Genomic DNA, 19437 nt, shown 5'->3' with positions numbered 1-19437 from the left:
AGGATGCACGCGGCGCTGATGCCACGCCGAAGATCGAGGGCGGGCGCCCTCGATCCTGCGGCAAGTTTAGAACTGCGGCATGGGCGGCAGCGGGTCCATGGCGACGTTGAACCAGCGCTGGTGGATCTTACCCAGCTCGCCATTGTCGGTGATGGTCTTGATGAAGGTGTTGGACCAGTCGCGCAGCGCTTCGTCCTGCTTGCGGAAGGCCATGCCGTTGGCCTGGGCGCGCAGGGTGAATTTCGGCTCGATCTGCAGCTGGGCGTAGTTGGCCGTCAGCTGCGCCAGGATGGTGTTGCTGGCGCCGATGGCCTGGGTCTGGCCGGAGATCAGGGACTGGGTGACGGTCGCGTCGTCATCGAACCGCATCAGGCGTATTTCGCGCGGGGCGATGGCGGAGACGGCGATGTCCTGCGTGCTGGCGCGCGCCACGCCGACGCGGATGCCCTTCAGGTCCTCCGGCGTACGGATCGCCAGCGACTTCGGCGCCAGGATGTAGGTCGTCAGCGCGCTGTAGGGGTTGGAGAACAGCACCTGCTTGGCGCGTTCCTCGGTGATGCCGAAGGTGGCGATCAGCATGTCCACCTTGTTGGTCAGCAGGAACGGGATGCGGTTGGGGCCGGTAACAGGCACCAGCCGCAGCTCGACACCCAGCGCCTGCGCCGCCAGCCGGGCGACATCCACGTCGTAGCCGGCAGGGTTCTGCGAGGAGTCGATGCCGCCGAAGGGCGGATAGTCCGTCAGCACGCCGACCATGATGTGGCCGCGCTTCTTGATCTCGTCCGGCGTCGCCGCCTTGGCGGCGCGCGTCAGGCCCGGCATCAGGGTGGCGGCGCCGCCCAGGGCCAGCAAGCCGCCCAGGCTGCGGCGGCGGATCGGGTGCGAAAGGATCATGGTCCGTGTTCCTCGTTGTGTTGCGCTGCTCAGCGTGTCGCGAGAGCGAGTTTTTGTTCCATTCGCCGGCTGTAGAGCGAGAGCGGCCAGCAGACGATGAAGTAGGTGAGCGCCACCAGCCCGAAGATGGTGAAGGGCTGGAAGACGGCGTTGTTGATGACCTGCGCCGCCCGCGTCAGCTCCACGAAGCCGATGATGGAAGCCAGCGAGGTCGCCTTGATCAACTGCACAAGGAAGCCGACCGTGGGCGGGATGGCGATGCGGAAGGCCTGCGGCACGACGATGTGGCGCATCTGGTTCCAGTAGCGCAGGCCGAGGGCGGAGGAGGCCTCCCACTGCCCCTTCGGCACTACCTCGATGCATCCGCGCCAGATCTCGCCGAGGAAGGCGCTGGCGTGCAGGGAAAGGCCGAGTGCCGCGGCGCCCCAGGGGTCGACATCGATGCCGAAGATACCGGGGACAAAGAAGGCCAGGACCAGCTGCATCAGCAGCGGCGTGCCCTGGAACAGCTTGATGTAGGCAATGGCGGCCCAGCGCAGCCCCTTGAAGCGGCTGGTGCGCATCAACGCGATCAACAGGCCGCCGACGGTGCCGCCGGCGAAGGCGGCGATGGAGAGCAGAAGTGTCCAGCGGACCGCCAGAAGTATGAACCAGATTTCATTCGGGCCGAGGCTGCGCATGTCGGGTTCCTCAGCGCGTGGCCGGCTGGCGCAGGAACGTGCGCTCAACCCAGGCGAAGATGCCCCAGAACATCAGGGACAAAACAAAATACATGCCGGTGACGACGAAATAGACCTCGAAGCTGCGGAAGTTGCGCGCCTGGATGTCGTTGGCTGCCGCCGTCAGCTCGCTGGCCGCGATGGCGGAGCAGACGCTGGAATTCAGCATCAGCAGGATGAACTGGCTGGTCAGGGACGGATAGATCGCCTGCAGCGCCGGCTTCAGCACGATGTGGCGGAAGATCTGCAGCGGATGCAGCCCGAGCGCCTTGCCGGCCTCGATCTGCCCCTTCTGGATGCTTTCGATGCCGGCACGGATGATCTCGATCCCATAGGCGCCGACATTGATGACCAGCGCGAGCAGCGCCGCCTGGTCCGCCTCCAGCCGGATGCCGATTGCCGGCAGGCCGAAGAACACCATGAAGATCTGGATCAGGAACGGCGTGTTGCGGATCAGCTCGATATAGGCGTCGATCACCCAACGCAGCCAGCGCGGCCCGCTGGTCTTGCCCAGCGCACCGGCGATGGCGACGACCAGGCCGATGGCCATGGACGCGGCCGAGAGCCAGAGCGTGCGCAGCGCGCCCGCCAGCAATTCATCCCAGGCAGCGAAGACCTGCCCGAATTCAAAGACGTAATTCATCCGTCCATCCGCGTGAAGGCGAAGGCGGCATGATGCCAGGGGGCCGGGGCCGGCATGGCTTCACCTTTCTCGATCCGTTTCCCGCCAGCCTTGGGCCGTGCGTTTTCTTGAGTGGCCGTCCCCCGGAATCCCGCGGATAACCGGGCGCGACAGTCGGCGAAAGCTGGCCTGGATCGGGGCCGGTGGCAAGGGTGGATACGGGCGCTTGACCCGGCCGCCCGCATCTGCGCCGATCCTGGGATGACCGACCGCAATCCTCTCCTCGCCCCCTGGTCGACGCCCTTCGGCGTGCCGCCTTTTGCCGAGATCGAGCCCGGCCATTTCGTGCCCGCCTTCGCCCACGCCATGGCGGAGCATCTGGCCGAGATCGCCGCCATCGGCACCGACCCCGCCGCGCCCGGCTTCGCCAACACCATCGAGGCCCTGCAGCGCAGCGGCCGCGCCCTGACCCGGGTGGGCAGCGTGTTCGGCAACCTGGTGGTCAGCCAGGGCGGCGCGGCGCTGGAAGCGCTGGACCGCGAATTGTCCCCCACCTTGGCGCAGCACGGCATGCGCGTGGCGCTGGATGCCGCGGTGTTCCGCCGGGTGGCCGCCCTTTACGAGCAGCGTGACAGCCTGGGGTTGGAGGAGGACCAGATGCGGCTGCTTGAGCGCACCCATCTGGGCTTCATCCGCAGCGGCGCCGCGCTGCCGCCGGCCGAGCAGGCGCGCATGACCGCGATCTCCGAGCGGCTGGCCAGCCTGCACACCGCCTTCGGCCAGAACGTCCTGCATGACGAGAAGGCCTGGCACCTGCCGCTGACGGAGGCTGACCTCGACGGCCTGCCGGAATTCGTCCGCGCTGGCGCCGCCCAGGCCGCAGCCGAGCGTGGGCTGAGGGATTACGCCGTCACGCTCTCCCGCTCCCTGATCGAGCCGTTCCTGACCTTCTCCAGCCGCCGGGACCTGCGGGAAGTGGCCTATGCCGCCTGGATCGCGCGCGGCGCCCATGCCGGCGCGCACGACAACCGCCCCCTGATCCCGGAGATTCTGGCCCTGCGGGCGGAGCGGGCGCGGCTGCTGGCCTACCCGGACTTCGCCACCTTCCGCCTGGCCGACAGCATGGCCGGCACTCCCGCCGCCGCCGAGGCGCTGCTAGCCGAGGTGTGGGAACCCGCGAAGCGCCGCGCGGCGGAGGAGCGCAACCGCCTGCTGGCCGTGGCCCGCGCCGAGGGCTTTACCGGCGCCCTGGCCCCCTGGGACTGGCGCTACTATGCCGAGAAGGTGCGCCGTGCCGACTACGCGTTGGATGAGGCCGAGCTGAAGGCCTACTTCCAGCTGGAGAACATCCAGCGCGCGGCCTTCGATACCGCCGGGCGCCTCTTCGGCCTGAGCTTCACCCCACTGCCGGACCTGCCGGTCTACAACGCGGATGTGCGCGGCTACGAAGTCCGCGACGCGGAGGGCCATGTCGGCATCTTCCTGGCCGACAACTACGCCCGCGCGGACAAGCGCTCCGGCGCGTGGATGAGCAGCTACCGGGACCAGGAGGCGCTGGACGAGGCCGTCTCCCCCATCATCGTCAACAACAACAACTTCGCCCGCTCGGCACCGACGCTGCTGAGCTTCGACGATGCGGAGACGTTGTTCCACGAGTTCGGCCACGCCCTGCATGGGCTGCTGAGCCGCGTGCGTTACCCGTCCCAGTCCGGCACCTCGGTCCGGCGCGATTTCGTCGAGCTGCCCTCGCAGATCTACGAACACTGGGTCGCGTTGCCGGAGACGCTGCACCGCTACGCCCTGCATCACGAGACCGGCGAGGCGGTTCCGGCCGCGCTGGTGGAACGGCTGCTGGAAGCCCGCACCTTCAACCAGGGCTTCGCCACGGTGGAGTACGCGGCCTCCGCTCTGATCGACCTGGCGCTGCACCGTCATCCTGCGCCGGAAACCATCGACATCGCGGCCTTCGAGGCGGCATTCCTGGACGAGATCGGCATGCCGGCGGAAATCGGCATCCGGCATCGCCCGGCGCATTTCCAGCACCTGTTCGCCAGCGGCGGCTACGCGGCGGCCTACTACTCCTACCTCTGGTCCGAAGTGCTGGACGCGGATGGCTTCGAGACCTTCAAGGAAGCCGGCGACCCGTTCGACGCCGCGACCGCCGCCCGGCTGAAGACGCTGTTGGGCGCTGGCGATACGCGGGACCCGATGGCCCTCTACGTCGCCTTCCGTGGCCGCGCGCCGAGCACGACGGCGCTGCTGCGGGGGCGTGGGCTGGCGCCGGCTTGATGGTGGTTCTCGAGAGGGTTGCTGTTCCTCTCAGACTCTCTCCGCCAAAGTTCCGAGGCCTTTGGGAACCTATTTGGAAAGGTTCGAGGTGGAGGCGATAAGGGAAGGTCAGGGGAAAGAATTCGCCTGAAACCCCATCTTTTTTCTATCAGTTGGCGTGGGGTTTGGGGACTGGCGGATTGTGGTCCGAACTGTCCAGTGCTGGCCGGCCATGAACGCCAGGCGCGACCATGGCCAGTCCTGTGGGTATGACGCTTCCACAATCAAGTCCTGAGGACTGACAGAAAGAAAAGAAGGGGTCCGGGGAATTCCTTCCCCGGCCTTCCTGCGTCCACCTGAATGCCGATCCGTCCTAACGCTGTCGCAGGCAAGCCGGTAAATCCATCGTCAGCAAAGTCGTCCCACTGTCATTTCAGAAGCCCTGCCTCAATGCGCTGCGGCGACCACCGCGTGCTGGAAGGCCTTGCGTTCCGCTTTCATGTCGACGCCGTAGGCGGCTGCGTAGGGTGGCTGCGGCTGGCAGGACAGGGTGACGATGACCAGCTCCTCGGCCGGATGAATGAACAGCGACTGCCCGGCGAAGCCGACGGCCACCATCGCTCCGCTCTCATCCAGCCACCAGCTATAGCCATAGCCGGTCGCGCCATAGGAATTCTGCGATGGGTCGAGCGTGAAGGCCGGGCGCGCGGCATCCTGTACCCAGTTCCCGGGCAGGATGGCATCGTCGCCGATGTGGCCGCCGGCGAGGATGAATTGCCCGAACCGGCCGAAATCGCGCAGCGCCATGCCGGCGCGGCTGCCGCCGATTTCCTGGCCGCCTTCGGATTCCAGCGTGTAGTAGGCATCGAACTCCATGCCCAGCTTTGCCCAGATGCGGCGGCTCATATAGCTGGCCAGGGTCTCGCCGGTCGCCGCCGTCAGCAGGCAACCGAGCAGATAGGTGTCGCCGGTGTTGTAGCGGAACTGCGTACCCGGCGGATGCTCCGCCTGCAGCCCGCGCAGCAGGTCCAGCACACCACCCGGGACACGGGCGCCGAGGGAGCGGCTGTACTGGTTCACATGCGATTGCCGGTCCGTGTAGTCCTCGCTCCACGCCACGCCGGAGGACATGGTGATGAGGTGGCGGATGGAGACGGCATCATAGGCGGAGCCGCGGACCGCCGGCACGTAGGCGGAAACCGGGTCCTCCAGGCTGCCGATGCTGCCATCGCGCAGCGCGGCGCCGACCAGGGTGGAGGTCAGCGACTTGACCATGGACATGGAGGACCAGCGCGTCTCCTCCCGCAAGCCCAACCCGTAGCGTTCCAGCACTACCTCGCCGCGCTTGATCACCAACAGGCCGGCGACGCAGGCGCGGTGGAAGTAGTCCTCCACGCCGCGTTGTTGGCCATCGCTCTCGTAGCGCGGCGAGATCTCGGCACCGCGGGGCAGGGGGGAGGCGGCGGCGCCGCGGGCAATGGTACGGGTGGCGAACATGCGGTCCACATTCGCATAGGCATGCGGTTGCAGCGTTGGCGGCAGCAGCAGGAACTCCCCTCCATCCGGCATGTGCTGCGTGGGAAGAGATTTCGGCGGCGCCATCGCGTTCAACTCCAGGTTCGGCGCGAAGTCTACACCGATCGCGCCATCTGGCTATCGCGGCGGTTGCCGACGCGCGAGGGCAACGAGATAGATGCAGGGATTATCGGTCATGTTCTCGAACGCACAATCCTGCGGCTGGCCGAGCGCCAGGCAATCACCAGCGTCCAGGTTGTGGCGGGCGGGACCCTCGTGGAAGCGCAAATGGCCTTCCAGCACCCAGATGGTGTGTTCCCAGTCCACATAGGTGGCGGCCGGGTAGGCCACCTTCGCCTTCGGTGGCAGCTCTACCTGTATCAGCTCCAGCGCCGCGCCGGGCGGGGTGACGGCGCGGCGCAGATAGCCGGAGGCCGGGTCCCGCCACAGCTTCTGCTCGGCCTGGCGCGCCACGCGGCCACCGCGCGTGGCATCGTGCTCGGCCCGGGCCAGCAGGGTGGAGAGGGTCAGGCCGAAGGCTGCCGCCAGTCGCCCCAGCAGCGCCGCCGTCGGGCTAGCCTCGCCCCGTTCCACCTTGCTGATCATGGCGCGGGAGACGCCGGAGCGGGTGGCGAGGTCGGCGATCGACCAGCCACGCGCCTCCCGCTCCACCCGGAGGCGGGTGGCAAGGAGCAGGGTGAGATCCTGGGCCGAATCGTCTTGTATAGTAGTCATTGTTCTACGATAGTGGATGTGGCCATGTTCTAGCAGCTCGCCGTGAAGGAGTCCCGCCTATGATGGATCGGCCCCCCGCCCTTGGCCACAATGGCGGCCCGCCGCTGCAGGACGCGCCCGACCATGCGACGAGCTGGGCCCACTTCACCTGGCGCAAGGCGCACAAGAAGGCCTGGAAGACGCCGCCGCGCGAGATCGCCCTGCGCCGGCTGGCGCGGGCCGAGGAACTGGGCATGACCTACAAAGCCTACACGTTGGAAATCCTGGAACGGGGCCGCTACCTGTGACCAATCTTCGCGAAATCCGCCTCAATGCCTTCGACATGGCCTGCGTCGGGCATATCCAGCAGGGTCTGTGGCGCCACCCGCGCGACCAGGCGACGCAATACAACACGCTGGAATACTGGACCGGCATGGCCCGCACGCTGGAGCGCGGCTTGTTCGACGGCTTGTTCCTGGCCGATGTGCTCGGCGTGTACGACGTCTACGGCAACAGCCCCGACGCCGCCATCCGCGAAGCGGCGCAGGTGCCGTTGCTGGACCCGATGCTGCTGGTGCCCGCCATGGCCGCCGCCACGCAGCATCTGGGCTTCGGCATTACCTGCAACCTGGCTTACGAGACACCCTACCTGTTCGCCCGCCGCGTCTCGACGCTGGACCACCTGACCGGCGGGCGTGCCGGCTGGAACATCGTCACCGGGTATCTGGACAGTGCGGCGCGCGCCATGGGCCTGGCGGCGCAGATGGCGCATGACGATCGCTACGACCTGGCTGACGAGTACATGGAACTGGTCTACGCGCTGTGGGAAGGCAGCTGGGCCGACGATGCGTGCGCCGCCGGCGCCGCCATGGGCGCCTATGCCGACCCCGCCCGCATCCGCCGCGTGCGGCATGAGGGGCCGCAGTACCGGCTGGACGCCATCCATCTGGTGGAACCCTCGCCGCAGCGGACCCCGGTGCTGTTCCAGGCCGGGGCGTCGGACCGCGGCCGGCGCTTCGCTGCGCGCCATGCCGAATGCGTCTTCGTCAATGGCGGGCCGAAGCCCGGCGTCGCTGCCCTGGTGGCCGATCTGCGCCGGCAGGCGGCGGCGCGGCCGCTCTGCATCATGGTGGGCGCCACACTCGTCGTCGGCCGCACCGAGGCCGAGGCGCGCGACAAGCTGGAGGATTACCGCCGCCACGCCAGCGTGGAGGGCGCGCTGGCGCATGCCTCCGCCTCGCTGGGCATCGACTTCGCCCGCTATGGCATGGACGAGCCGGTGCAGGCCGGCCCGACCCAGGCTATCCAGTCCAACGTGGACGCCATGGCCCGGCAGGCGGGCCCGACCTGGACCAAGCGCAAGCTGATCGACCAGTTCGTCCTGGGCAGCCGGCAGCCACCGATCGTCGGCTCCGCCGAGCAGGTGGCGGATGCGTTGATGGGCTGGGTGACGGATGCCGATGTCGACGGCTTCAACCTCTCCCGCACCGTGGCGCCGGAGTGCCTGGAGGATGTGATTGAGCTGGTCGTGCCGATCCTGCAGGAACGTGGCGTGTACAAGCGCGCCTATGCCCCGGGCACGTATCGGGAGAAGCTGTTCGGTGCCGGCCCGCTGCTGGCGCCGCCGCACCCGGCGGCGGCGCATCGGCAGGTGGCCGAACACGCGAACGCCGCCGGTTGAGCCGGCGGCGCGTCACGAAACCATCAGGTCTGCGGTAGGCAGTGCTGCGGTTCAGCCCTGGTTGCTGCCGCCGGCCATCAGGGACGGGGTCGCGGCCGGGGCGGTGTAGACCACGTTGCCCTGGCTGCCGCCGGTGAAGCTGGGGATGCCGACGCTCTGCGAGACATTGGGGTCGGCATAGACCACGCGGGGGTTCTTGCCGGTCGTCGTCCGGACGACCTCACCGCCGCCAACGATGTTGCCGGTGTAACCCGGCGCGTACTCCACGGCGAAGTTCTCACCCTGGCTGGTGACCTGGAAAGGCTCCTGCGCCTGGGCGGCACCGGCGGCGCCGGCGATGACAAGGGCGGAAAGCAGCGTGCGAATAGCGTTCATAACCGTTAATCCTCAAGCGTTTAGATCATATCGGGTGGCGAGTGTCGCTCGCCGTTGAAGCCGATATGGGCCTCGTCTTGCCTGAGGGGAACGTCGCATTGGTGATGTCGGGTATCGGCCTGGCGGATGACATGGCTGTCATGATGTCTGGGTGGAGCTGGGCCGTTCTTGCGGGGTGCGATTGACGGAAGGAAAGCCGGGGGAAGGAATTCCCCCGGACCCCCATCTTCTTTTTAGGAGTTTGGCTTCAGGGCTGGTGGGCTCGTTCGCTGGAGGCATGAGCCTGCGGCGCATCAAGGCGGCCACATCTCAGCCCGCCCTACCCAACACTGCAGACAGAAAAGAAGGGGTCCGGGGAATTCCTTCCCCGGCCTTCACCGCCAAGCCGCGCGAAGATGCTCAGGCCAGCGCGGGGCGCGCCGCTTCCACATCGGCCAGCGCGTCCCGCAGCGTGGCTTCCTTCGTCTCGTCGAAGGAACTGCGGAGGATGGTGCCGCCGCTGCCGCGCAACTCGGCGACCACCTTGTCCGTCGTCATCTTGCGGATGAGCAGGAACAAGGCCGCGTTGCCCGAATGCAGCGAGGCGGCGGCTTCCTTCATGAAATCATCCTCGATGCCGACATCGAGCAGCTTGCCGCGCAGTGCGCCGGAGGCCGCGCCGAGTGCGGCGCCGGCAAACGGCATCAGCACCAGCATGCCGATCAGCGTGCCCCACAGGGCACCGGAGACAGCGCCGGCGGCAACCGGCTGCAGCAGCTGGTTGAGCTTCACATGCCCATCGGGCTGCTTGACGGCGACCACGGCGTCACCGAGCTCGATCAGGTACTCCTTCTGCATCCCCAGCAGCTTCTTCCGCACGTCCTCGGCCTGGGCCTCGGTGGGGAAGGAAATGACCAGAAGGTCGGACATGGTGGCTCCTTTCGGGGCGGCGTCGCCAGGGGCGCTGCCGCCGGTTGTCAGTGGTAGGCGGAGAAGGCTTCCACCAGGCCCGCGCGGTCCGGCGCGCCGCGCAGGTGCAACCCAAGCAACAGCCGGGCCTTCAGCGGGCCCAGCGTGCCGGCGGGAATCAGGCCCCGCCCGATCAGGTCGATCTCGGCGCCCGGATAGCCGTAGGTGGCGGTGAAGACCGGGCCCGTCGTGCAGCGGCTGGCCAGCACCACCGGCATCTGTTTGGCGAGGTCGCCCAACAGCGGCGCCACGCCGGCCGGCACGTGCCCGGCCCCCATTCCGGCCACCACCAGCCCGGCATAGCCAAGGCCGGGCAGGGCGGGCAGCAGGCGGCCATCCTCCCCCATCGCCCAGGTCAGCAGCGCGACGGGCGCCGGGGTGTCCTGAGCGGTGGAGAGCGTCGGCATGCGGGCCAGGCGGGTGAAGATCCGCGCGCGGCCTTCCGCCACCACGCCGATCGGCCCGGCCATGGGGGAGGCGAAGGCGGATGGCAGCGCGGTATGCGCCTTCTGCACCCAGCGGGCGGCATGGATGGTGTCGTTCAACACTACCAATGTGCCCAGGCCGCGCGCGGCGGTGGAGGCCGCCACCTGCGCCGCCGCCAGCAGGTTGGCCGGGCCGTCGGCGCCCGGCGCGTCGGCGCCGCGCATGGCGCCCGTCACCACCACCGGCTTCTCCCCACCCACCAGCAGGTCGAGCAGGAAGGCGGATTCCTCGATGGTGTCGGTGCCCTGGATCACCACCGCGCCGTCGCAGCCAGCGGCGAAGCCGGCCTCGATCCGCCGCGCGACCTCGACCAGATTGGCCGGATCGAGCGACGGGCTGGCGAGGCGGAAGGGCGATTCCATCTCGATCTCCGCCACCCCCGCCAGGGCGGGGACGGAGGCGACCAGTTCGGCCGCCCCCAGCTGTGGCGTGATGCCGCTCCCCGTGCCCTGGACCATGGTGATGGTCCCGCCGAGCGAGAGGAACAGAAGGCGTGGCTTGGTCATGTCGTCCTCGGTGCTACCGTGCCCGGGACCGGTGACGGATCGGGCAGCTCACCCGGCTTGTAACCCGGCAGGCGGCTGGCGGGCAGGATGGCCACCAGCGCCAGCCCGGCCATGATCAGCAGGCCGATCTTCAGCGCGCGCAGGCGGGCTTCGGTGTTGATGCGCATCGCCTCCTCCACCTGCACCGGCGTCGCCGTCGTCTGTTGCAGGGCGGCGTAGAGGCGGTCGTTGCTGACGAAGTTCACGCTGTCCAGGTTCACCTGGCTCTGGATGTAGGGCGGGATGACCGGGTTGGAGGCGAGGCTGCTGAAGATGCCGGCGCTCAGCAGGCCGACCAGCAGCGCCCCGGCGACCGCGGTGCCGACAGCGGCCGCCAGGTTGCCGGTGGTGCCGCGCAGCGAGCCGACATCGCCCGCCAGTTCCTTCGGCGAGGCGGTGACCAGCACGTTGAACAGCAGCGTGACCAGCGAGCCCTGGCCGATGCCAAAGACGACGAGGCCGAACAGGACGGGGATCTCGCTCCAGTCATTGCGGACGACCCAGGACAGCCAGATCAGCGCGATGGTGCACAGGCTGAAGCCGATCTGGCCGATCATGCGCGGGGAGAGCTTGTCGTAGAACCGGACGATCAGCATGGCCGAGAAGAACACGGACAGGTTGAACGGCATCATCGCGATGGCGCTGGCCAGCGGCGTGCGGCCCTGCACGATCTGGATGTAGAGCGGTACGGAGAAGTTCAGCGCCGCTTCCAGCGCCACCACGGTGAACATGGCGTAGACCGCCGCGCGCTCATACGGCGAGTCGATGACGCGCAGGTCCAGCAGCGGGGTCTTGCCGGCTTCCTGGCGCTTGCGCGTCCACATCAGGAAGGCCTGCATGATGACGATGCCGAGGACGATCATCACCGGCGCGGGAGAAAGGCCGAACAGGTTGAACGGCGCGCCCGGCGTGGCGATGCCGAGGCCCCAGCGGTTCAGGTTGTTGAAGCCGAAGCTGATCATGATGATGGCCAGCGCCGCCAGCACCACGCCGACGATGTCGATCTGCACGTCCGGCCGGCCTGCATCCGGCTTCAGGCGGAAGCTGAGCATGAACACCACGCCGGACATCACGATGAGGATGCCGAAGGCGGGCCGCCAGCCGATGAAGGTGCCAAGCACGCCGCCGATGAGGAAGGCCAGCACGCCCGCCGCGGCACGCGCCGAGCCGAGCGCGCCGAGCGCCGTGGCCTGCTGCTTGCCGCTGTAGTTATGCGCGATCAGCGCCACCAGCGATGGCACCAGCGCCGCGCCCGCCGCACCGCTGAGGCCCTGCGCGATCAGCATGGTGGTCGCAGTGGGGCTGAACGTCATCAGCACCTGCGCGACGCCGAACACGGCGACGACGACGCGGAACACCCGCAGCGCGCCGAAGCGTTGCGTCAGCTTGGCGCCGAGCATGACAAGGCCGGCCACCGCCAGCGAGTACATGACGATGCCCGTCGCCACCGTCGTCGGCGGCACGTTGAAGCTGGCGACCATGCCGCTCAGCGCCACCGGCAGCGAGGCGACGTTGAACGACATGAGGGCCTGGCCGAGCGCGATGGCGATCATCGGCGCCCAGCCAGCCTGTTCCTCCGTCAGGGAGGGAATGGCCGTGGTTGTCATGACCGGCTCTCTTTCTGGTTGCGTGTCTGGTGTGGGGTCATGCGGCGCCGCCTGCCTCAGGCCTCGGGCTTCGAGGCGAACAGGTTGAGGCCGAGGCGCTCGGAGAGGAACTTGGTCGCCAGCTGGCCGCGCACGCTGTTGCCAGCGGCATCCAGCGGCGGCGCGAAGGTGCCGAGGCCGCCCTTGCCGGGGGAAATGGTCACCAGCCCGCCGCTGACGCCGCTTTTGCCCGGCAGGCCGACCTCGTACAGCCAGTCGCCTGACTGCTCGTACAGCCCGGCGGTGGCCAGCACGGCGAGGACGCGCTTGCAGCGATCCGCATCGACCACGCGTTCCCGGGTGATCGGGTTGACGCCGCCATCGGCCAGCGTCGCGCCCATCACCGCCAGATCCTTGACGGTGATATTGAGCGAGCATTGCTTCGTATAGACGTCGGTCGCCTGCAGCGGATCGCTGTACATGCGTCCGTAGCTCTGCAGCAGGCGGGCGATGCCCTGGTTGCGCTGGTTGGTCGCGGCCTCGGACTCATAGACTTCCTGGTCCATGGTCAGCTCCCGCCCGGCGAAGCTCGACAGGCCCTCGTGGATGAAGCGCCACTGGGCGTCCGCCGTATCGCCCGGCGCCAGGCTGGTGGTGGCGATGGCGCCGGCATTCACCATCGGGTTCATGGTGCGATCCTGGTTCAGCTCGATCGCCATGACCGAGTTGAAGGGCAGGCCGGTGTTGTTGACGCCGACCTTCTGCCGCGCCTGCCCACCACCCAGTGCCTGGCAGACCAGGGCGAAGACGAAGGGCTTGGAGATGCTCTGGATGGAGAATTCCCGCGTGATGTCTCCCGCCGAGAACACATGGCCACCGACGCTGACGACACAGAGGCCGAACAGGTCCGCCGGCACCGCGGCCAGTGCCGGAATATAGTCCGCCACCTTGCCGTCCGTGACCGTGCGGTAGCGTTCATGCGCTTCCTGCACCAGCGACGTCACCATCTCGGCGGAAGGCAGGTGGCCGGTGGAGATCTCGGCCGGCCCCAGCGCTTCGTCCGCATGCAGGCGATTGTACATTCGGTGCCTCCTTGGCAGTCGCTGGTTGGAGGTTCAGGTCAGGACTGGCGCCGCGCCACGACGCCTGTGTGCTGGCGGGAAGCCGCCCGCGTCGCGGCGAGGGAGGCCACGCGCCCGGCCGCTCCCTGTTACGTCAACAGATTGCAATCGAAACGAGCGCTTCTCTGTGGTTAAGATAGCGATAGCGGCCACACGGGGAGATATGCGCTGCGTCCCGATGATGGGCGCCCGGTCCCAATTTCGCCTCGCGAACTCGTGTGCCGATTGCTGGGCGTATCCAGGCCTTTCCGCTTGGTGGAACCGGTCCCGTAACGGATGGTAGGACAAGCTAGAACGTAGCCATTATAGGTGCAGCATGGCGAGCTCTGCGAGGTTGAGCCAGGCGATCCAGGACGGCACGGAAAAGCCCGGCGCGCTCTGTCCACGGCCGTTGCCGGCGGAGGCCGCGCGGGTGGGGGAGCAGTTCCAGTTCTGGCACGACCGTAGCGGCACGGTGCTGGGCCTGCAGGGCGTGCGGGACACGCTGCAGGGCTTCCAGGCGACGAATGTGCTGTGGACCATCGGCAACATGGCTTTGAGCCACGTCATCATTCCGGCCGGTGTCAGCGTCCGTCCGCGTGTGCAGGCGAGGCGGAACGAGGCCGACCACTGGGTGATCGTCTTCCTGCTGAAAGGCTCCATGCGGCACCGCAGCGACGACACCGCCTTCACGGTGCTGCCCGGGCAGATGTTCCACGTCTCCCTGGCCGAAGCCTTTGAGGGCGAGCGGTCCGATTGCGAGTGGCTGAGCCTGTTCGTACCGCGCGATGTCCTGCGCGACCTGGCGCCAGCGCTGGACAGCATGCGCAATGCGCCGATCGAGACGCCGCTTTCCGTTCTGTTCCGCGATTACCTGCTTTCGCTGGAGCGCCGCCTGCCGTCGATGACGGAGGCGGACGTGGTGGCGGTGCAGGAGGCGACCCACGCCATGATCGCCGCCTGCATCGGCCATGGCGGCGGCGCGGCCGCGCAGCCGACGGCACGGCTGGAGGACATGCGGCTGGAGCGCATCCGGCAGATCATCGATACCCACCTGAAATCGCCGACGCTGGGACCGAAGAAACTGTGCCGGCTGGCGGGCATTTCCCGCTCCCATCTCTACAGGTTGTTCGAATCCAGCGGCGGCGTTGCCCGCTACATCCAGTCCCAGCGCCTGGCGGAAATTCATTCGGCGTTGTCAGACCCGCAGAAGCGCCAGTCCATCGCCTCGATCGCCGAGGAGTTCGGATTCTCCGATGCCTCTACCTTCGGGCGGGCGTTCCGGGCCGAATTCGGCTGCCGCCCCAGCGACGTGCGGGCGGCGGGACTATGCGGCCGGGTGATGCGCACCACCGGCCCGCGTGAAGGGGCGCGGCATGGGGATGATAGCGGTGGGATGCTACGCCAACTGCTGATCTGACCCCGCTTTGGGACGCTGCGCACAATGATGGGACGACCCGCAGATGGCCGAGCGATGGTGCACAGCGGGATAATGCGCTGCTTCCGCAAGGCGTTCCGGCGATCGATCCGCGTGATGGAACGGCATGCCGGTGGAAGCGGGGAAGGAATGCGCGGCAACGACCGGCATCGGGCTGGCCGGATGTCCGCGCCGGCTCCGCCCACGGCCGCTTCACGGTGCAGGTCCTCGCCTGGAGCGGGCGTGGCCAGGCAATGTCCCAGAATTCTGAATGTCTTTGGATTGAGCGTTGTCCGCCTGCAGCCTCCTGGAGTGCGTCGTGGGCCTTGATGGGAACCGAATGATGGATCACCGGCGAGTTGCCGCCACGCCTTCCCGCCTGGCCCTGGCTGCTGGCTTCTCGATGCTGCTGCTGGCAGGGTGCGATGGCGCGCCGCCACCTGCGGCACCCGAGGCGCGGCCTGTGCGCGTGGTGACGGTGGAGCAGCGGCCGACGGGCGAGGTGATCGCGCTCTCCGGTACGGTGCAGGCCGAGACCCAGGTGAACCTGGCCTTCCGCATCGATGGCCGGGTGGTGGAGCGCGCGGTGAATGTCGGCGACCGGGTGGTGGCCGACCAGCTGATTGCGCGGCTGGACCGCGAGAACGAGGAGAACGGCGTGCGCGCCGCGCGCGCCGCCGTCGTTGCGGCGCAAAGCGCGCTGGTCGAGGCGCGTAACAATTATGGCCGCCAGCGGGACCTGCTGCGCAGCGGCTTCACCACCCGCGTCCGCTACGACGAGGCGACGCGGACGCTGCGCACCGCCGAATCCCAGGCCGATTCCATGCAGGCGCAACTGAGCAACGCGCAGTTGCGGCTGGGCTATACCGAGCTGCGCGCCGATGCGCCCGGCATCATCACCGCGCGCGGCGTCGAGCCCGGCGAGGTGGTGCAGGCCGGCCGCATGGTGGTGCAGATTGCCCGCCAGGAAGGCCGCGACGCCGTCTTCGACGTGCCGGCGCAGATCAAGAACCTGGCGCCGGCGGAGCCGCGTATCGAGGTCTCGCTGACCATGGAGCCGGCTGTCGTCGCGCAGGGGCGGGTGCGGGAAGTGGCGCCGCAGGCGGATGCCGTGACCGGCACCTTCCAGGTGCGGGTCGGGCTGATCGATCCGCCGCCGGCGATGCGGCTGGGCTCCACCGTCACCGGCCGGCTATGGGTGCATGGCGGCCCGGGCATCGAGGTGCCGGCCACGGCGCTGACCCGGGGCGAGCGGGAGCCGGCGGTGTGGATCGTCGACGCGGCGACGCAGACGGTCTCGCTCCGCCCGGTGGAGGTGGTTCGCTTCGATCCGGGCCGGGTGCTGATCGGGCAGGGGCTGACCACGGGCGACATCGTGGTGACGGCGGGGGTCCAGGCCTTACGGCCGGGGCAGAAGGTCCGCCTGCTCGGCGCCACGCCATGATCGGGCCAAATCTGTCCGACTGGTCGATCCGTCGGCGGTCGCTGATCCTGTATTTCATGCTGGCGGCGGTGCTCGCCGGCGCGATCGCGTTCCTGACGCTGGGCCGCAACGAGGACCCGGCCTTCACCTTCCGCAGCATGGTGGTGCAGGCCGCCTGGCCGGGCGCGACGCTGGACGAGACGCTGTTGCAGGTGACCGAGCGGCTGGAGCGCACGCTGCAGGAAACGCCGAATGTCGACAGCCTGCGCAGCTTCACCAGCCCTGGCGTCACCACCATCTTCGTCAACCTGAAGGGTTCCACCCCGCCTGCCATCGTGCCCGACATGTGGTATGAGGTGCGCAAGCGGGTGGCCGATATGCGCTCCACCCTGCCGGCCGGCATCGTCGGCCCCGGCTTCAACGACGATTTCGGCGCGACCTTCGGCATCATCTACGGCTTTACCGCCGACGGCTTCACGCACCGTGAGTTGCGCGACCAGGTGGAGGCGGCACGCTCCCGCCTGTTGCGGGTGCCGGACGTCTCCAAGATCGAGATCCTCGGCGCGCAGGACGAGCAGATCGTCATCGAGTTCTCGACCGAGCGGATGGCCGGGCTGGGGCTGAACTACGGTGCGCTGATCGCCAGCCTGCAGGCGCAGAACGCCGTCCGCTCCGCCGGCATCGTGCAGACGGATGAGGAGCGGCTGTCGCTGCGCGTCTCTGGTGCCTTTACGTCGGAGCAGGACCTGCTGGCGGTCAACTTCGCCATTGGCGACCGCATCATCCGGCTGAGCGACATTGCCGATGTGCGCCGCGTCTATTCCGATCCGCCGCAGCCGATGTTCCGCGTCAACGGCAAGCCCGCCATCGGCCTGGCCATCGCCATGCGCGATGCCGGCGACATCCTGGCACTGGGGCGCAACGTCAAGGCGGAGATGGCGCGCATCACCGCCGGGTTGCCGCTGGGCATCGAGCCCACCCTGGTCGCGGACCAGGCGGCGACGGTGGACGACGCCATCAATGACTTCATGACCTCGCTGTGGCAGGCCATCCTGATCATTCTCGTGGCCAGCTTCGTCAGCCTGGGCGTGCGGCCGGGCTCCGTCGTCGCGCTCTCCATCCCGCTGACGCTGGCCATCGTCTTCCCGATCATGTCGGCGGCGGGCATCGATTTGCAGCGCATCTCGCTCGGCGCGCTGATCATCGCGCTGACGCTGCTGGTGGATGACGCGATGACCACGGTGGATGCGATGATCCGCCGCCTCGGTGCCGGCGATACCAAGCAGGAGGCAGCGACCTTCGCCTACCGCTCCCTCGCCGCGCCGATGCTGACGGGCACGCTGGTCACCATCGCCGGGTTCGTGCCGATCGGCTTCGCCAAGAGCGGCGCGGGCGAATACACCTTCTCCATCTTCGCCGTGGTCGCCATCTCGCTCATCGTGTCCTGGTTCGTCGCGGTGATCTTCGCGCCGGTCATCGGCATGAGCATCCTGAAGGCGCCGAAGCCGCGCCCTGCGGGGGAGGTGGAGAAGCCGGGCATCGTGCTACGGGTGTACACGCGGCTGCTACTGGCAGCGATGCGTGCGCGGTGGATCACCATCGCCGTTACCATCGCGGCCTTCGTGCTCTCCGTCCTCGCCGTCCGCTTCGTGCCGCAGCAGTTCTTCCCGGCATCGGACCGGCATGAGCTGGTGGTGGACCTGACCTTGCCGCAAGGCGCATCCATCCATGCCAGCGAGGCGCTGGCCGAGCGCTTCGACAAAATCCTGGCGCAGGACGCGGATATCGAGCGCTGGAGCACCTATGTCGGGCGCGGTGCCATCCGCTTCTACCTGCCGCTGAACGTGCAGCTGGCCAATCCGTTCTTCACCCAGACCGTGCTGATCGCGCGCGACCTGGCGGCGCGGGACCGCCTTCAGGTGAGGCTGGAAAAGCTGCTGGCGGAGGATTTCCCTAGCGCCGTCTCCCGCGTCTATCCGCTGGAACTGGGGCCGCCGGTCGGCTGGCCGTTGCAGTACCGCGTCAGCGGCCCGGATATCGAGCAAGTGCGGCAGATCGCGCTGCGGCTGGCGCAGACCGTCTCGACCAGCGCTGGCGCCCGGCACCTGAACTTCGACTGGATGGAGCCGGCGCGGCAGGTCCGCATCCGGGTGGACCAGGATCAGGCGCGGCAGCTCGGGCTGTCCTCCCAGGCGGTGGCCACGGTGCTGAACGCGGCGGTCAGCGGCATTCCGGTGACGCAGGTGCGGGACGACATCTACCTGATCAGCGTCATTGCCCGCGCCACGCCGGATCAGCGCATCTCGCTCTCCACCGTGCGCTCCTTGCAGGTGCCGCTGCCCAATGGCCGCACCGTGGCGCTCAGCCAGCTGGCGACGGTGGACTATGAACAGGAATATCCGCTGATCTGGCGGCGGGACCGGGTGCCGACGCTGACGGTGCTGGCCGACGTGGTGCCCGGGGTGCTGCCTGCCGCCGTGGTGGCGGAACTACAGCCCGGCATCGCGGCGCTGACCGCCACCCTGCCGCCGGACTACGCGATCGAGGTTGGCGGCATCGCCGAGGAAAGCGCGGAATCCCAGGCCTCGGTGGCCGCGGTGGTGCCGGCGATGCTGCTGATCATGCTGACCGTGCTGATGTTCCAGCTGCAGAGCTTCCGCCGGCTGGCACTGGTGGTGGGCGTGCTGCCGCTGGGGCTGATCGGCGTGGTGGCGGCGCTGCTGCTGTTCCGCCAGCCGCTGGGCTTCGTCGCCATCCTCGGCATCCTGGCGCTGCTGGGCATGATCGCGAAGAACGCCGTCATCCTCATCGTGCAGATCGAGGCCGACCGGGCGGAAGGGATGAATGTCTGGGATGCCGTCGTGGCCGCCAGCAGCTCCCGCATCCGGCCGATGATGCTGACGGCGATTTCCACGGTGCTTGGCATGATCCCGATCGCCCCCACGGTGTTCTGGGGCCCGATGGCCTTCGCCATCATGGGTGGCCTGCTGGTGGCGACGGCGCTGACGCTGGTGTTCCTGCCGACGGTGTATGTCACGGTCTTCGGCGGCCGTCCGCCCGGCGCCGCGCCGGCCGCTGGCCGGGCCGGCAAGGCCGTGGCCGGGCGGGGCTGATGGCACCGCCGGCGGCGCCGTTGGCCTGGCG

Annotated in this window: 16 protein-coding genes; 6 read left to right on the top strand and 10 right to left on the bottom strand. The window is 68.2% G+C overall.

The window, feature by feature from the left end; genetic code table 11:
• Positions 1-66 precede the first annotated feature (66 nt).
• The 3 genes from IBL26_RS13565 to IBL26_RS13555 are packed head-to-tail and all read right to left on the bottom strand — an operon-like array spanning position 67 to position 2256.
• Complete coding sequence (locus IBL26_RS13565; protein WP_187785033.1) at positions 67-894, bottom strand: transporter substrate-binding domain-containing protein; 828 nt, start codon at positions 892-894, stop codon at positions 67-69.
• A gap of 29 nt (positions 895-923) precedes the next feature.
• The gene (locus tag IBL26_RS13560; RefSeq protein WP_187785032.1) at positions 924-1574 is read right to left on the bottom strand and encodes an amino acid ABC transporter permease; all 651 of its coding nucleotides are present in this window, start codon (positions 1572-1574) and stop codon (positions 924-926) included.
• A 10-nt stretch (positions 1575-1584) separates the two neighbouring features.
• The gene (locus tag IBL26_RS13555) at positions 1585-2256 is read right to left on the bottom strand and encodes an amino acid ABC transporter permease (RefSeq protein ID WP_187785031.1); all 672 of its coding nucleotides are present in this window, start codon (positions 2254-2256) and stop codon (positions 1585-1587) included.
• 240 nt (positions 2257-2496) lie between these two features.
• Between IBL26_RS13555 and IBL26_RS13550 the strand changes: the two genes are divergently transcribed.
• Positions 2497-4524 (top strand): M3 family metallopeptidase, encoded by a 2028-nt coding sequence (locus tag IBL26_RS13550; RefSeq protein WP_187785030.1) that lies wholly within the window; start codon positions 2497-2499, stop codon positions 4522-4524.
• Between the two features lie 426 nt (positions 4525-4950).
• Here the strand turns inward: IBL26_RS13550 and IBL26_RS13545 are convergent, their stop codons facing one another.
• Together IBL26_RS13545 and IBL26_RS13540 are read right to left on the bottom strand one after the other, a co-directional pair.
• Positions 4951-6105, bottom strand: coding sequence for a serine hydrolase domain-containing protein (locus IBL26_RS13545; protein WP_187785029.1), 1155 nt, complete (start codon positions 6103-6105; stop codon positions 4951-4953).
• A gap of 51 nt (positions 6106-6156) precedes the next feature.
• Positions 6157-6753: a helix-turn-helix domain-containing protein gene (locus IBL26_RS13540; RefSeq protein ID WP_187785028.1), complete on the bottom strand. Its 597-nt coding sequence runs from the start codon at positions 6751-6753 to the stop codon at positions 6157-6159.
• Positions 6754-6812: 59 nt separating this feature from the next.
• Between IBL26_RS13540 and IBL26_RS13535 the strand changes: the two genes are divergently transcribed.
• Together IBL26_RS13535 and IBL26_RS13530 are read left to right on the top strand one after the other, a co-directional pair.
• Positions 6813-7040 carry a hypothetical protein gene (locus IBL26_RS13535; RefSeq protein WP_187785027.1) on the top strand — a complete coding sequence of 76 codons (228 nt, stop codon included), beginning with the start codon at positions 6813-6815 and terminating at the stop codon, positions 7038-7040.
• Complete coding sequence (locus tag IBL26_RS13530) at positions 7037-8413, top strand: LLM class flavin-dependent oxidoreductase (protein ID WP_367615432.1); 1377 nt, start codon at positions 7037-7039, stop codon at positions 8411-8413. The genes IBL26_RS13535 and IBL26_RS13530 overlap by 4 nt, the downstream gene beginning before the upstream one ends.
• Before the next feature lie 51 nt (positions 8414-8464).
• Here IBL26_RS13530 and IBL26_RS13525 read toward each other — a convergent pair whose 3' ends face one another.
• The 5 genes from IBL26_RS13525 to glsA form a co-directional block, all read right to left on the bottom strand.
• Positions 8465-8788, bottom strand: coding sequence for a hypothetical protein (locus tag IBL26_RS13525; RefSeq protein ID WP_187785026.1), 324 nt, complete (start codon positions 8786-8788; stop codon positions 8465-8467).
• 399 nt (positions 8789-9187) lie between these two features.
• Entirely contained in the window at positions 9188-9697 is a 510-nt protein-coding gene (locus IBL26_RS13520; RefSeq protein WP_187785025.1) for a DUF1269 domain-containing protein, read from the bottom strand.
• A 47-nt stretch (positions 9698-9744) separates the two neighbouring features.
• Positions 9745-10728: an asparaginase gene (locus tag IBL26_RS13515; protein WP_187785024.1), complete on the bottom strand. Its 984-nt coding sequence runs from the start codon at positions 10726-10728 to the stop codon at positions 9745-9747.
• Positions 10725-12374: an MFS transporter gene (locus tag IBL26_RS13510; protein WP_241749351.1), complete on the bottom strand. Its 1650-nt coding sequence runs from the start codon at positions 12372-12374 to the stop codon at positions 10725-10727. Before IBL26_RS13510 ends, IBL26_RS13515 begins: the two co-directional genes overlap by 4 nt.
• Before the next feature lie 56 nt (positions 12375-12430).
• Positions 12431-13435, bottom strand: a complete 1005-nt coding sequence (gene glsA / locus IBL26_RS13505; protein ID WP_187785023.1) for a glutaminase A — start codon at positions 13433-13435, stop codon at positions 12431-12433.
• Positions 13436-13808: 373 nt separating this feature from the next.
• Here glsA and IBL26_RS13500 point away from each other — a divergent pair, with 373 nt between their 5' ends.
• The 3 genes from IBL26_RS13500 to IBL26_RS13490 all read left to right on the top strand — a co-directional run bounded on the left by IBL26_RS13500 (position 13809) and on the right by IBL26_RS13490 (position 19406).
• Positions 13809-14873, top strand: a complete 1065-nt coding sequence (locus tag IBL26_RS13500) for a helix-turn-helix domain-containing protein (RefSeq protein WP_187785022.1) — start codon at positions 13809-13811, stop codon at positions 14871-14873.
• A gap of 340 nt (positions 14874-15213) precedes the next feature.
• A complete protein-coding gene (locus IBL26_RS13495) occupies positions 15214-16314 on the top strand; it encodes an efflux RND transporter periplasmic adaptor subunit (protein WP_187785021.1) in 1101 nt (366 codons plus the stop codon).
• Complete coding sequence (locus IBL26_RS13490) at positions 16311-19406, top strand: efflux RND transporter permease subunit (protein ID WP_187785020.1); 3096 nt, start codon at positions 16311-16313, stop codon at positions 19404-19406. The genes IBL26_RS13495 and IBL26_RS13490 overlap by 4 nt, the downstream gene beginning before the upstream one ends.
• Positions 19407-19437 lie beyond the last annotated feature (31 nt).

The sequence above is a fragment of the Teichococcus aerophilus genome (assembly GCF_014490485.1).
Lineage (GTDB): Bacteria > Pseudomonadota > Alphaproteobacteria > Acetobacterales > Acetobacteraceae > Pseudoroseomonas > Pseudoroseomonas aerophila.
The sequence above is the reverse complement of the archived record's forward strand: the minus strand, read 5'-3'. Positions and strand labels throughout refer to the sequence as shown.

Bases quoted from the DNA above. Each gene is read 5' to 3' on its own strand.
- IBL26_RS13565 (WP_187785033.1), bottom strand. From the start codon at position 894: ATGATCCTTTCGCACCCGATCCGCCGCCGCAGCCTGGGCGGCTTGCTG.
- IBL26_RS13560 (WP_187785032.1), bottom strand. From the start codon at position 1,574: ATGCGCAGCCTCGGCCCGAATGAAATCTGGTTCATACTTCTGGCGGTC.
- IBL26_RS13555 (WP_187785031.1), bottom strand. From the start codon at position 2,256: ATGAATTACGTCTTTGAATTCGGGCAGGTCTTCGCTGCCTGGGATGAA.
- IBL26_RS13550 (WP_187785030.1), top strand. From the start codon at position 2,497: ATGACCGACCGCAATCCTCTCCTCGCCCCCTGGTCGACGCCCTTCGGC.
- IBL26_RS13545 (WP_187785029.1), bottom strand. From the start codon at position 6,105: ATGGCGCCGCCGAAATCTCTTCCCACGCAGCACATGCCGGATGGAGGG.
- IBL26_RS13540 (WP_187785028.1), bottom strand. From the start codon at position 6,753: ATGACTACTATACAAGACGATTCGGCCCAGGATCTCACCCTGCTCCTT.
- IBL26_RS13535 (WP_187785027.1), top strand. From the start codon at position 6,813: ATGATGGATCGGCCCCCCGCCCTTGGCCACAATGGCGGCCCGCCGCTG.
- IBL26_RS13525 (WP_187785026.1), bottom strand. From the start codon at position 8,788: ATGAACGCTATTCGCACGCTGCTTTCCGCCCTTGTCATCGCCGGCGCC.
- IBL26_RS13520 (WP_187785025.1), bottom strand. From the start codon at position 9,697: ATGTCCGACCTTCTGGTCATTTCCTTCCCCACCGAGGCCCAGGCCGAG.
- IBL26_RS13515 (WP_187785024.1), bottom strand. From the start codon at position 10,728: ATGACCAAGCCACGCCTTCTGTTCCTCTCGCTCGGCGGGACCATCACC.
- IBL26_RS13510 (WP_241749351.1), bottom strand. From the start codon at position 12,374: ATGACAACCACGGCCATTCCCTCCCTGACGGAGGAACAGGCTGGCTGG.
- glsA (WP_187785023.1), bottom strand. From the start codon at position 13,435: ATGTACAATCGCCTGCATGCGGACGAAGCGCTGGGGCCGGCCGAGATC.
- IBL26_RS13495 (WP_187785021.1), top strand. From the start codon at position 15,214: ATGGATCACCGGCGAGTTGCCGCCACGCCTTCCCGCCTGGCCCTGGCT.
- IBL26_RS13490 (WP_187785020.1), top strand. From the start codon at position 16,311: ATGATCGGGCCAAATCTGTCCGACTGGTCGATCCGTCGGCGGTCGCTG.